Source organism: Micromonospora sp. NPDC049081 (assembly GCF_040648835.1).
GTDB classification, from domain to species: domain Bacteria; phylum Actinomycetota; class Actinomycetes; order Mycobacteriales; family Micromonosporaceae; genus Micromonospora; species Micromonospora antibiotica.
Window position 1 is genome coordinate 442,626 of sequence record NZ_JBEZEK010000002.1, and the last position, 12,304, is coordinate 454,929.

11 protein-coding genes and 1 tRNA gene are annotated in these 12,304 nt (G+C 72.5%); 4 read left to right on the top strand and 8 right to left on the bottom strand.

The window, feature by feature from the left end:
- Nucleotides 1-70: 70 nt before the first annotated feature.
- Nucleotides 71-976, top strand: a complete 906-nt coding sequence (locus AB0B63_RS05815; protein WP_357015163.1) for a Gfo/Idh/MocA family oxidoreductase — start codon at nt 71-73, stop codon at nt 974-976.
- Nucleotides 977-2,053: 1,077 nt separating this feature from the next.
- Entirely contained in the window at nt 2,054-2,884 is an 831-nt protein-coding gene (gene erm, locus AB0B63_RS05820) for an ErmE/ErmH/ErmO/ErmR family 23S rRNA (adenine(2058)-N(6))-methyltransferase (RefSeq protein WP_357014907.1), read from the top strand.
- Nucleotides 2,885-2,925: 41 nt separating this feature from the next.
- On the opposite strand, the gene AB0B63_RS05825 is transcribed toward erm, so the two are convergent.
- On the bottom strand, nt 2,926-3,117 hold the full coding sequence (locus AB0B63_RS05825; protein ID WP_208568497.1) for a DUF2795 domain-containing protein: 192 nt from the start codon (nt 3,115-3,117) through the stop codon (nt 2,926-2,928).
- Between the two features lie 93 nt (nt 3,118-3,210).
- On the opposite strand from AB0B63_RS05825, the gene AB0B63_RS05830 reads away from it, so the two are divergent.
- Nucleotides 3,211-4,467 carry an erythromycin esterase family protein gene (locus AB0B63_RS05830; RefSeq protein ID WP_208568381.1) on the top strand — a complete coding sequence of 419 codons (1,257 nt, stop codon included), beginning with the start codon at nt 3,211-3,213 and terminating at the stop codon, nt 4,465-4,467.
- Between the two features lie 93 nt (nt 4,468-4,560).
- On the opposite strand, the gene AB0B63_RS05835 is transcribed toward AB0B63_RS05830, so the two are convergent.
- The 3 genes from AB0B63_RS05835 to AB0B63_RS05845 form a co-directional block, all read right to left on the bottom strand.
- Entirely contained in the window at nt 4,561-6,765 is a 2,205-nt protein-coding gene (locus AB0B63_RS05835) for an MMPL family transporter (RefSeq protein WP_357014912.1), read from the bottom strand.
- Between the two features lie 13 nt (nt 6,766-6,778).
- On the bottom strand, nt 6,779-7,366 hold the full coding sequence (locus AB0B63_RS05840; protein WP_219464461.1) for a TetR/AcrR family transcriptional regulator: 588 nt from the start codon (nt 7,364-7,366) through the stop codon (nt 6,779-6,781).
- 92 nt (nt 7,367-7,458) lie between these two features.
- On the bottom strand, nt 7,459-7,791 hold the full coding sequence (locus AB0B63_RS05845; RefSeq protein ID WP_208568498.1) for a helix-turn-helix domain-containing protein: 333 nt from the start codon (nt 7,789-7,791) through the stop codon (nt 7,459-7,461).
- Nucleotides 7,792-8,181: 390 nt separating this feature from the next.
- Between AB0B63_RS05845 and ligD the strand changes: the two genes are divergently transcribed.
- Nucleotides 8,182-9,141, top strand: a complete 960-nt coding sequence (gene ligD, locus AB0B63_RS05850) for a non-homologous end-joining DNA ligase (RefSeq protein WP_357014916.1) — start codon at nt 8,182-8,184, stop codon at nt 9,139-9,141.
- 266 nt (nt 9,142-9,407) lie between these two features.
- Here ligD and AB0B63_RS05855 read toward each other — a convergent pair.
- From AB0B63_RS05855 to AB0B63_RS05870, 4 genes are all read right to left on the bottom strand, one after another.
- A tRNA-Arg gene (locus AB0B63_RS05855) sits at nt 9,408-9,479 on the bottom strand.
- 299 nt (nt 9,480-9,778) lie between these two features.
- A complete protein-coding gene (locus AB0B63_RS05860) occupies nt 9,779-10,474 on the bottom strand; it encodes a winged helix-turn-helix domain-containing protein (protein WP_219470329.1) in 696 nt (231 codons plus the stop codon).
- Between the two features lie 313 nt (nt 10,475-10,787).
- On the bottom strand, nt 10,788-11,456 hold the full coding sequence (locus AB0B63_RS05865) for a DUF305 domain-containing protein (protein ID WP_208568385.1): 669 nt from the start codon (nt 11,454-11,456) through the stop codon (nt 10,788-10,790).
- Nucleotides 11,457-11,466: 10 nt separating this feature from the next.
- Nucleotides 11,467-12,282, bottom strand: coding sequence for a DUF3105 domain-containing protein (locus AB0B63_RS05870; RefSeq protein ID WP_208568386.1), 816 nt, complete (start codon nt 12,280-12,282; stop codon nt 11,467-11,469).
- Nucleotides 12,283-12,304 lie beyond the last annotated feature (22 nt).

Here is a 12,304-nt window from a genome sequence, read left to right on the forward strand (position 1 = left end):
GCCTGGGCGGTGCGGCTAGCGTGGGTGACGGCCACGGTGTCGCGTGGCCCGACGAGACCGGGGGTACCACGTGCTGCGGTTCGGCCTGTTCGGCACCGGTCACTGGGCGGCGCAGACGCACGGCGCGGGGCTGGACGCGCATCCGCGCGCCGAGTTGGTGGGCGTCTGGGGGCGCGACCCGGAGAAGGCCGGCGCACTGGCCGCCCGGCACGGTGTACCGGCGTTCGCCGACATCGACGCGCTCCTCGACGTCTGTGACGCGGTGGCCGTGGCACTGCCCCCGCACGTACAGGCCGGGATCGCCATCCGGGCCGCCACCGCCGGCCGCCACCTGCTGTTGGACAAACCCCTCGCGCTGAGTCTCGCCGAGGCCGACCGGCTGGTCGCAGCAGTGCGGGCCGCCGGGGTGGCCTCGGTGGTCTTCTTCACCCAGCGGTTCCACCCGAACGTCGACGGCTTCCTCACCGCCACCGCTGCGGCCGGCGGTTGGCAGCACGCCCGCGCCACCCAGTTCGCCTCGATCTACCAGCCCGGCAGCCCGTACGCCGGTTCCCGCTGGCGGCGGGAGCAGGGGGCGCTGTGGGACATCGGCCCGCACGCCCTCTCGATCGTCGTGCCGGTGCTCGGCCGGGTCACCCGGGTCGCCGCACTGGACGGTCCCGGTGGGATGGTGCACCTGGTGCTCACCCACGACGGGGGTGCCACCAGCGCGCTGTCGCTGACCCTGGACGCCCCGCCGACGGCGCTTGCCCGGGACTTCGTCTTCTACGGCGAGAACGGCGTCGAGACCGTACCGCCGGGCGACGGCAATGCGCTGACCGCCTTCGGTACGGCCGTCGACCAACTGCTGGGGCAGATCGACTCGGGTGAGCGGGACCACCGGTGTGACGTCCGGTTCGGCCGGGAGGTGGTGGCGGTCCTGGCGGCGGCGGAGACCGCCCGCGCCGAGGCCCGCACCGTCGACCTCCACCACTGACCGCCCCGATCCGGCCGGCTTGTCGGGGGTCGGCCCGTCGCTGGTAGGGCATGTCACAGGTCGGCTGACCGTGCGTCGGCTCGGCGTGCGGTGGGCCATCGTGCGGCGGGCTCGGTCGTCGGGCGGGCTCGGTCGTCGGTCGGGCTCGGTGGTCGGTTGGGTGTGGGGGTGGTGGTCCCGTGGTGCGGTGGGCTCGGTGGTCGGTCGGGTGTGGCGGCGGTGGACCCATGGTGCGGCGAGGAGCGTGATGCCTGGGCGGCATAAATATGCCGCTGCGTCATATCGGTGTCTGGGCAATGGTGTCCCTGCCGGGGTCACGCTGGGTAGCTGGTGGCACGGCGCGGGACAGCCCGACAGCGGTGCTGGCGGGCCGCGGTCCCGGTGCCGTGCGCCTCGACGTAGGGCATCGTCCTGCGGACCGGACCGGACCGGACCGGACCGGGGTGGACCGGGGTGGACCGGACCGGGGTGGGGTGGGGTGGGGTGGGACCGGATGGGCCGGCCGCCGGAGCACCGTCAGCGCGGCCGATCTTTCCGGCCCGGAGGTGGCGCGGCGCGGGTGCTGATCGGGTCAGGTGTCGTGGGCCCGGTGGTGTCGTGGGCCGGTGGGGTCGTGGGTGGGCGGGATCATGAGCCGGTGGGGCGGTGGCGGACCGATCCGGAAATGCCTTGCGGAACGTGGGAGGTGCGTTAGCGTGGCGGCCATGTGCATGCACGCCCTGATCAGCGTGGCCGTCACGTCGGCCGCGCGGGGGCCCCTCCTGGTGGCCCGCCCGCGAGTCCGGCGTCCGGCCCTGGCCGGCCGGGACGCCCACCGCGCCTGACCTGACGAGACCGCCTCGGCGTGATCACGCCGACCCCGGTCACGCCGACCCTGATCACGTTCCCCGTGTTCACGCTCTGCCTGATCACGCTGATCTGAGCAGGGGTCTGGCCTGATCGTCGCCTGCACCGTCACCGCGTAGCGTCCCCCTGCCGATCCCCAGGGTCGTCCGAGTCCCGATCCACTCGGACAGGCCCCGCGTCGTGCTGCGCCTGTCCGTACCGTCGCCGGTCGGCGACAGACAGGACGAACCCGTGGCGCCCCGCCGAGACCGCACCACCGCACGCGACCGGTCCCGTCGCGTACTGTCCCAGAATTTTCTCGCCGACCCGGCCGCCGTGACGCGGATGGTCCGGGCGGCCGATACCGGCCCGGACGAACTGCTGCTGGAGGTGGGTGCCGGTCGCGGTCAGCTGACCCGGCCGCTGGCCCGACGGTGTGGCCGGTTGATCGCCTACGAGGTCGACCCGACCGTCGCCCCCGAGTTGGCGGCGGTGTGTGCGGCGCTGCCACACGTGGCGCACCGGCAGGCCGACTTCCTGACCGTCGCGCCGCCCGACGAGCCGTTCGCCGTGGTCGGCAACATTCCGTGGTCGTTGACCGCGGCGGTGGTCCGCTGGTGCCTCGCCGCGCCCCGGTTGCGCGCGGCCACCCTGCTCACCCAGTGGGAGTACGCCCGCAAGCGGACCGGTGACCTCGGCCGGTGGAGTCGGTTGACGGTGCTGACCTGGCCGGAGTACGACTGGCGGCTCGCCGGGCGGGTGCCGCGCACCGCGTTTCGTCCGGTGCCCGCCGTCGACGGGGGCATCCTGCGGATCGACCGTCGGCCGGAGCCGCTGCTGGCCGTGGCCGCGCTGCCCGCGTACCGGCGGATGGTGGAGCTGGGGTTCGGCGGGGCGGGCGGGTCGCTCGCGGCCTCGCTGCGGGCGGCCCATCCCGGCCGGCGGGTCGACGGTGCGCTGCGGGCGGCGCGGATCGACCCGGCCACCCCGGTCGGGCTGGTCTGGCCGGAACAGTGGTTGGTGCTGTTCCGGCTGTTGCACGCTGCCACCGCACCGGGCCGACCCGGTGACCGCCGGTGGTGAGCGGGGCCGCCCGCTCTGGGCCCAGGTATCCGGGTGGGGGCTCAGGCGAGGGTGGTGAGGGCCTCGTTCAGGTCGGCCGGGTCCTCGAACTGCTCGGCGGGCAGCGCCCGCAGCAGTTGGAGCAGCTCGGTGCTCGCCCCGTTCTCCTGACCCCAGCGGACCAGGTCCTCGCGGGAGACCGGGTAGTCGAGCCCGGCCAGGTACTCCTGCAACTGCAACCCGGTGACGCTCATGCCGCCGGCTACCCGTTCCGCCCGCCGCCACACCGGCCGGTCCCGCCACACCATCGGCGGTTTGTCCGCCGACCCTGCCGGGTAGCCCCGCCCATGCTGGTACAGCGGCTCGGTACGCCTAGCGACTTCGACCCCCTGCTGGAGCGGGTCCGGGACGCCCGCGTGGTCATGATCGGTGAGGCGACGCACGGCAGTTACGACTACTACCGGTTGCGCGAGCAGCTCACCCGGCGGCTCATCGCCGAGCAGGGGTTCGACTTCGTGGCGGTGGAGGGGGACTGGCCGGACTGCGACCGGGTGCACCGGTCGGTGGTCGGCGCACCGGGTGGCGCCCAGGACCCCCGGACCGCGCTGGGACGGTTCACCCGCTGGCCGACGTGGATGTGGGCGAACGCCGAGGTGGACCGGTTCTGCCGGTGGCTGCGGGCGTGGAACCTGGAGCGTCCGGAGCGGGAACGGTCCGGCTTCCACGGGCTGGACGTCTACAGCCTCTGGGAGTCCATGCAGGCGATCTTCGACTATCTCGGTGAGGAGGACCCGAAGTCGATGGAGGCCGCCCAGGACGCGTACCGGTGCTTCGAGCCGTTCGGCCGGCGGGTCGAGGAGTACGGCGCGGCCAGCCGGTTCGTCTCGGCGCGCTGCGAGGAGGAGGTGATCCGGCTGTTGGCGCGTACCCGGGCACATGTCGCCTCGGACGGCCCGGACGCCTTCGCTGCCTGGCAGAACGCGGAGGTGGTGGCGGGGGCGGAGCGGTACTACCGGGCGATGGTGCACGGTGGGCCGGATTCCTGGAACGTGCGCGACACCCACATGGCGGACACCCTGGAGAGGTTGCTGACCCGCTACGGACCCGGATCACGCGGCATCGTGTGGGCGCACAACACCCACATCGGGGATGCCCGCGCCACCGACATGGCCGGCGACGGGATGGTCAACATCGGGCAGTTGGCCCGGGAACGGCTGGGCCGCGACGCGGTGGCGCTGATCGGCCTCGGTGGTTACCAGGGCACGGTGGTGGCCGCCCCGCACTGGGGGTCACCGGCCGAGGTGATGACGGTGCCGCCGGCCCGGGAGGGTTCGGTGGAGTCGCGGCTGCACGAGCTGCTGCCGGAGCGGGCGGTGCTCGTCTTCGGTGGCCCCGACCAGCCCGACTGGGTCACCGGCACCGCCGACCACCGGGCCATCGGCGTGGTCTACGACCCGACCTTCGAGCGCTGGGGCAACTACGTCCCGAGTCGGCTGGCCGACCGCTACGACGCCTTCATCTGGTGCGACACCTCCACCGCCCTGCACCCGCTACCCACCCCCAGCACCGTAGCCGAACTGGAGACCTACCCCACCGGCCTCTGAGCCCCGCTCCCACGTGGATCATGGAGTTGTGGTGCCGGACGGAACGGGGCGAAAAACCCCGGGTCGGGCACCACAACTCCATGATCGGCAGGGTCAGACGTTGACCGGTTGCTTGTCGAGGTGGGCGCGGAGGCCCTCGCCCTCGATGTCGACGTTGGGCAGGGCGCGGTCGAGCCAGCGGGGGAGCCACCACGCCCTGGTGTTCAGCAGGGACATCACGGCGGGGACGATGGTCATCCGGACCACGAAGGCGTCGATGGCGACACCGATCGCGAGCGCGAAGCCCATCGACTTGATCACCGGATCGTCGAGGAAGACGAAGCCCCCGAACACCGACATCATGATCAGCGCGGCGGCGGTCACCACCCGGGCCCCGTGCCCCATCCCGTTGATGGTGGCCTGCCGGGCCGTGTCACCGTGCACGAAGTCCTCCCGCATCCGGGAGACCAGGAACACCTCGTAGTCCATGGCCAGGCCGAACAGGATGCCGATCAGCAGGATCGGCAGGAAGCTGATCAGCGGGGCCGGGCTGTCCAGGCCGACCAGGCTGGCCAGGTGGCCCTGCTGGAACACCGCGACGGTGATGCCGAACGTGGCGGCCACCGTGAGCAGGAAGCCCAACGCGGCCTTCACCGGCACCAGGATCGACCGGAACACGAGCATCAGCAGCAGGATCGACAACCCCACCACCAGCAGCAGGTAGACCGGCATCGCGGCGGAGAGCTTCTCGGACACGTCGATGCCGATCGCGGTCACCCCGGTCAGCAGCACCTCGGCGTTGCCGACCGAGCCGACCCGGTCCCGGATGTCGTGGACCAGCGTCTCGGTGGCGGCGTCGGTCGGCCCGCTCTTCGGGATCACCCCGAGCAGTGCCGTCCGACCGGTCGGGTCGAGCTGCGGTGGGGCCACCGCCAGCACCCCCTCCGTACGCTGGATCAGCGCCGCGACCTGCGGCACGGCGGCTGCGGTGTCCTGCGCGGAGTCCGAGGTGACCACCACGGCGAGCCGGCCGGTGAAGCCCGGACCGAAGCCCTCCCGGATCAGGTCGGCGCTGGTGCGGGCCGGGCTGCCCACCGGGGCGGTGCTGGCGTCCGGCAGCGCGATCCGCATGTCCTGGGCCGGCAGGGCGAGCAGCCCGAGGCCGAGCAGGCCGACCAGGATGACCGGGATGCGCAGCCGGGTCACCCACTGCGCCCAGCGGAACCCGAACCCGGAGCGGTCCTCGGCGGCCGGCGCGGTCTCCACGGTCTCGACGGCCTCGACGGTCTCGGTGGCCGGGGCGGCCTTGCGCAGCCGGCGGGGCAGGACCCGGCGGCCGGCGAAACCGAGCAGCGCCGGGGCGAGGGTGATCGCCACCAGCACCGCCACGCTGACCGTGCCGGCGGCGGCCAGACCCATCACGGTCAGGAACGGGATGCCGACGACGGCGAGCCCGGCGAGCGCGATGACCACGGTCGCCCCGGCGAAGAGCACGGCGGAACCGGCGGTGCCGACGGCCCGGCCGACCGCCTCCTCCGGGGTGAGTCCTTCGAGCAGGTGCTGCCGGTGCCGGGAGGTGATGAACAGCGAGTAGTCGATGCCGACCGCCAGGCCCAGCATCAGCGCCAGGATGGGCGCGGTGCTGGTCAACTGGACCGTACCGCTGAGGGCGAACAGGCCGGCCATCCCGACCCCGACGCCGATCAGCGCGTTCAGCATGGTCATCCCGGCCGCGACCAGCGAACCGAAGGTGACGATCAGGACGATCGCGGCGACCAGCACGCCCAACGCCTCGGTCGAGCCGACCTCCGGCTCGGAGTTGAGCACCTCACCGCCGGGGGCGATCTGCCAACCCTGCGCCTCGGCCTGCGCGCCGACCTTCTCGTACGCCTCGCGCTGCTCGGGGGTCACCTCGTCCCCGCCGGTGGCGAACTGCACCTGGATCAGGGCGTACCGGCCGTTGGGGGTGATCGCCTGGGACTGGTACGGGTCGACGGCGCCGACCACGCCGGGCAGCGTCGACGCCTCCTGGACGACCCCCTTGACGACGGACTGCCCCTCAGGGGTGGTCAACTGGCCGTCGGCGGGCGCCTTCACCGCGATGGTGCCGGTGGCGCCGCTGGCTGCCGGGAACCGCTCGGCGAGCAGGTCCAACGCCTGCTGCGACTCGGTGCCGGGCATGGTGAAGTTGCTGGCTGTCGGGCCCTTCAGGGTGGCTGCGGCGATGCCGAGGCCGACGAGTACGACGAGCCAGACGGCGACGACGAGTCGCCGGCGGCGCAACGATGCCCGGCCTAGCCGGTACAGCAGGGTCGCCATCAGATCCTTGTCCTCAATCCTGGTGTTGGTGGTCGGGAGTTGGCGGTGGTGGCGGTGGTGCGGCAGTCACGAGGACCCGCTGGGCGACGGCCAGCAGGGCGGGACGCAGTTCCTCGTCGGGGATGTCGGCGAACGTGCCGCATCCCTCGGCGATGCCGGCGAGCAGGACCAGCGCGGCGACCCGCGCGTCCTGCCCACCGTCGGGGCCGGTCATCGCCTCGATCAGCCGTTCCGAGATGAGGTGGATGTGGGCGAAGGCCGGTTGGGCGAGCAGCTCCGGGAACTCCCCGCGCAGCAGCGCGATCTCGCCCCGGAAACGCACCGCGAGGTCGACGAAGCCCTCTGCCGCCGCCTGCTGCGCCGCCGCCCCGGTCAGCGCCGAGATCCGCTCGTCCAGCTCGCAGAGCACCGAGATCGGCCCGGCCATCAGCTCGGCGAGCAGGGCCTCCTTGCCGGCGAAGTGGTAGAGCACCGCCGCCTTGGAGCAGCCCACCTCGCGGGCGATGTCCTGCAACGAGGTGCCCTTGTAGCCGGTAACCGCGAACCGCCGGGCCGCCGCGGCGAGGATCTCACCGTGGGTGCGGGGGGTGCGCCGGATCATGCGTTCCAGCATGCCTGACCGATCGGTCAGACACTGACCGATCGGTCAGAGAAAGACGGTGGCGTTCGCCACAGGCCCGGTCCGCACCGCGCTCAGGCCCCGTCATGCCCCCGGTCGTACGCGGCCCGCGCCTGGCTGATCGCCGCCCGGTGCCGCTGTGCCCAGTCGGTCAGCGCCACCAACGGCTCGTACAGCTCCATCGCCATCGGGGTGGCGCGGTACTCGACCCTCGGCGGCACGGTCGGGTACGCCTGCCGGTGCAGCAGGCCGTCCCGCTCCAGGTTACGCAGCGTCAACGTGAGCATCCGCCGGCTGATCCCCTCGATGCCCCGCGCCAACTCGTTGAAGCGGACCGGCCCGGGGGAGGCGGCCAACAGGATGCCGATGCTCCACTTGCCGCCCACCCGGTCCAGCGCCTCCCGCAGCGTGCAGTCACCGTCCCGGCCCGCGCCGGCACACCCGGCACCATCCCGCTCCGCGCCACCCCGCTCCCGACTGTCGGGCCCGCCGCCGCCCTGCGCAGTTTCGTCCTGCTCGGCGTCGGAGTCCTGTTCAGCCTCGGACTCCTGCTCGGCGTCGGAGTCCTGTTCAGCTCGGACTCCTGCTCGGCGTCGGCATTGTCGCCGCTGTCCTGTTCGGCGTCGGTGTAGCCGTCGCCGTCCTGTTCCACGTCGGGGGTGCCGTCGTCGTGTTCCTGGGGCACGGGGTGCCTCCTTCCACCGGTGTCATGGTCACAGACGACCCCTCGGTGACGGGTTCGGTGGCCGACCCGTGTCGGGGTTGCGCCGGGGCCGTGCGCCCGGGAGGGTGGGCGGATGGCGGGGGCGCAGGAGACGCGGGACGGGGTCGGCCTGACCAACCTGGAGCAGCTGCTGCTCGCCGGTGACGAGGTGACCAAGCGGGACCTGGTCGACTACCTGGACACCGTGCACGACCGGATCCTGCCCGGCCTGCGCGACCGGCCGCTGTCGGTGGTCCGGCTGCTGCGCGGGCAGGAGCCGTTCATGCAGAAGAACCTGCCGAAATACACCCCCGAGTGGGTACGCCGCACCGCGATCTGGGCCGAGACCTCCCACCGCCAGGTGTCGTACGCGCTCTGCGACGACCGGCGCACCCTGCTCTGGTTCGCCAACCAGCGGGCGATCGAGTACCACCCGGCGCTGGTCACCGCGACCCGGCCCGAGCAGCCCACCCATCTCGTGCTCGACCTCGACCCACCCGAGGGGGACGCCTTCACGGCGGTGGCCCGGGTCGCCGGGGCGGTCCGCCGGGCGCTGGCCGACGTCGGACTGGCCGGGGCGGTGAAGACCAGCGGCGCCAAAGGGCTGCACATCTTCGTCCCGGTGCACCCGGACACCACCGCCGAGGAGGTGGCCGCCGCCACCCGGGCGCTCGCCGTACACACCGAGCGCCTCGACCCGGAGTCCGCCACCACCGCCTTCATCCGGGAGGACCGGGGCGGTCGGGTCTTCGTCGATCCGACCCGGGCCGGCGGGGCGACCGTGGTGGCCGCGTACAGCCCCCGGCTGCGCCCCGGGCTGCCGGTGTCGTTCCCGGTGGGCTGGGACGACCTCGACACGATCAGCCCCGGGGACTTCACCGTGCGGACGGTCCCCGCGCTGCTCGGTGACCGCGACCCGTGGGCCGAGGCGATGCCCGCACCGCAGCGGCTCCCGGCCGACCTGGTCGCCGAGGGCCGCACCATCCCGGTGCCCCGGGTGCAGGCCATGCACGAGGGGAAACGCCGGGCCAGAGCCCGCCGCGAAACCCCCTGACCCGCCGCCTGCCCAGGATGGGCGGTGATCGGTTCCCGTGGCTGCCTGCCCGGCCCGGCGGTGACCGATTCTCGTGGGCCGGTATGGCGGCATCGCCGAGCCGTGACAACGGCACGAGGGCGACATTGAGTCGGTCAGCGCGGTGGCACAGGCGCCCGCCACGGCCGCTGACGGCCGGACCTGGCCGGAGATACGACGAAGGCCGCTGATCGGGTTTCCCCTGGTCAGCGGCCTTCGTGTGCTGGTCTTGGCTTTCTTAGCAAGTGTGCCCCCGGCAGGATTCGAACCTGCGCCCCCGCCTCCGGAGGGCGGTGCTCTATCCCCTGAGCTACGGGGGCTCAGCGACCTGAGAAGAGTAGCAAACCCCCTTCCGGATCACCGAATCGCCACCCGGCACCCCCCGGTGCTGTCCGCTGACCTGCATGATCGTGACGCCGCGGAGCCACCCCGACCGCCATTGGTGGCGGGCGGGCCGTCACCGATGGCGGCGGGCGGAGCGTCACTGCCGGTGGTGGGGCGAGCCGTCACCGTTGGTGGTGGGCGGAGCGTCACTGCCGGTGGTGGGGCGAGCCGTCACCGTTGGTGGTGGGACGCGCCGCCGGCAGGTGAGCCGTCACCGGCGGCCGGAGCGAGCTGGTCAGGCAGCGGCCAGGGTGCGTCCGCAGCTGGGCAGCGGGTGCAGGGCGATGCGCCGGGGGAGCCGGCGGGGCCATTCGTTCCGGGGCCAGGAGCCGTCCACGATCAGGTGCACCGGGTGCTGGTCGGCGCCGCTGAGCCGGAACACGAAGTCGCGGGGCAGCGGTGGGTCCACGCTGGGCGTGGTGACCATGAACCGGACCCGCCCCCGGGACGACACCGCCGAGATCACCTCGGCGGCGGGCATGGTGCCCCGCAGGCGTACCCGGCCGATCCAGTAGACCTCCGCGTCGTGTTCCTGGGCGGCCCGGGTGATGGCCGGGTACTCGCCGCGTACCCAGCGTTCGACCGCGCCGACGCAGAGCCCGCAGGCCCGTTCGCGCGGCTCCCGGGGGCCCAACCCCCAGGCCCGCAGGTACGCCCCGACCGTGCCGGCGTCGATCGTCAGGTCGAAGCGGCGTTGGATCAGTGCGGCGAGGCTCTGCCGCGTCCACAGCTCCTCGTCCAGCCCGAACTCGTCGGGGTGGACGCCTCGCAGTACGTCGATCAGTTCGAGTTCCTGTTCCCGGCTGAGCGCTCCCGACTCGCCCTGCCGGTGTCCGCGACGGGCGGCTGCCACCGCTCCGTCACCGCCGATGGTGTGGCGTCGGCACCAACTGGTGACCGACCGCCGCGCGTCTCTGAGTGCAACCCCCACGTCCTGCGCAACGAGCACGAATCACAACTGGTCACGATATGTGGGTAGAAAAGTCTCTTAGGTCTTCAAAGGTGCGCGGCACGCCAAAAACCCAAAACGCCCATAACTCCCTGGCGGTAGGGGATGCGGCGCGGCCCGGACCGCTGACGCTTCGGGGAAGGCCGGCAGCCCGAGGGCATGCGGGGGCGAGACGTGCAACAGGTGCGTGGGGGTTCCAGTCGGGCGGAGACCCTCAGGTGTGGGGGAGGCCGGAGACGTGCGGAGGCCCGCGTCCGCCGGAGCGGGACGCGGGCCTCCCAGGAGGACGGGCGGGTCAGCCGCCCAGTCGCTTCAGCGCGTTCTGGAGGTTGGTCAGGTCCGTCTGCTGGGTGTTCTTCATGATCTGCGCCACCGCGAGGACGTCGTCGTCGCCACCGGCGTCGAGGATGCCCTGGATCATGTGGATGCCGCCGAGGTGGTGCTTGATCATCATCTGGAGGAAGAGCACGTCCAGCTCGCGCCCCTGGGCGACGCGCAGCTTCGCCATCTCCTCCGGGGTCGCCATGCCCGGCATCAGACCGTTTTCGATCTTGCCGGTGCCGTCCGGCATCCAGGCCATCCGGGGCTGGTCGCCGGTCGGGTCGAGCCCCCACGACCGCAGCCAGGTCTGCATGGTGCCGATCTCGCCCTGCTGGCCGGTGGCGATGTCGCCGCCGATCTGACGTACCTCAGGGTCGGTGCCCCGGTCGAAGGCGATCAGCCCCATCTCCACCGCCTGGGCGTGGTGGGTGGTCATGTCCCGGGCGAAGCCCGCCTCCGCCGAGCTGTCACCCGGTCGGGTCAACGTCGGGGTCAGCAGACCGCCGGCGTACCCGAGAAGGAGACCGACCACGACGGCGGCCGCCAGGGCGAGCAGGCCGTAGCGGCCGGCGGGCCGCCGGTCACCGGAACCGGTGACCGAGGGCTCGACGGGCGGTGTGTCGGTCGTCGCGGGAGCGGTCATCGCCACGTCCTCACTGGGTGGGCTGCTGCTGTTGCTGCGGGACGTTGTCGCGCGGGGCCGTGCCGGTGGCCGTGATGCCCTGGCCACAGTTGGCGTTCGGACCCTCGACCGAGGCGTTCACCCGCAGCGTCTTGATGAACTCGTCGATCCGGCTGTCGTCGGCGTTGTCGACCTTGAGCTGGTAGCCCCACGCCTGGAGCGAGATCGGCTTGTCCAGCCCCTCGAACGGGCTGAGCATGACCTTCTCCACGCCCTGCGTCTTGCTGCGGAGCTTGCTGACCTGATCGGCTGGCAGGTCGGGGCGGTAGGTGATCCAGACCGTGCCGTGCTCCAGGCTGTGCACCGCGTGCTCGTTGGCGATCGGGGCGTCGTAGACGTCACCCATGCAGTTCTGCCAGGCCGGGTTGTGCGGGCCGGCCACCGGCGGGAGGACGTCGTACTTGATCGCGCCCTGCTGGTGCTGGCCGCCCTGGACGAGCTTGGGGTCCTTGTCCCGGAAGTCGACGATGCCGTCGATGTCGGCGGCCCGCTGCTCCCACGACTTGGAACCCTGGAAGGCCGCGTACGCGCCGTAGCCGATGATCGAGACGGCGAGCACGCCCACGGCGACGAACAGGGCGATCGGGCCCCACGAGCGGCCCTGGCTCACCTTCACCGGCGTGATCGGCTTGCGGGGGCCCTTGCCGCCCGAGGTCTGCCGGGGCGCGCCCGCGGACTTGCCGCCCCCGGGCTTGGCGACGGCCGCGGGCCGGCCGGCCGCCGGCTTCTTACCGGTGCTGACCACGGTCGGACGGCGCTCAGGGCCGCCCGGGGTGCTGATGCTCATCGTGCCTCGTCAGGTCGGTCGG

Excerpts from the sequence above, each read along its gene's own strand:
- AB0B63_RS05830 (WP_208568381.1), top strand. The coding sequence starts at position 3,211 with ATGCTGGTACAGCGGCTCGGTACGCCTAGCGACTTCGACCCCCTGCTG.
- AB0B63_RS05840 (WP_219464461.1), bottom strand. The coding sequence starts at position 7,366 with ATGATCCGGCGCACCCCCCGCACCCACGGTGAGATCCTCGCCGCGGCG.
- AB0B63_RS05870 (WP_208568386.1), bottom strand. The coding sequence starts at position 12,282 with ATGAGCATCAGCACCCCGGGCGGCCCTGAGCGCCGTCCGACCGTGGTC.
- ligD (WP_357014916.1), top strand. The coding sequence starts at position 8,182 with ATGGCGGGGGCGCAGGAGACGCGGGACGGGGTCGGCCTGACCAACCTG.
- AB0B63_RS05825 (WP_208568497.1), bottom strand. The coding sequence starts at position 3,117 with ATGAGCGTCACCGGGTTGCAGTTGCAGGAGTACCTGGCCGGGCTCGAC.
- AB0B63_RS05835 (WP_357014912.1), bottom strand. The coding sequence starts at position 6,765 with ATGGCGACCCTGCTGTACCGGCTAGGCCGGGCATCGTTGCGCCGCCGG.
- AB0B63_RS05865 (WP_208568385.1), bottom strand. The coding sequence starts at position 11,456 with ATGACCGCTCCCGCGACGACCGACACACCGCCCGTCGAGCCCTCGGTC.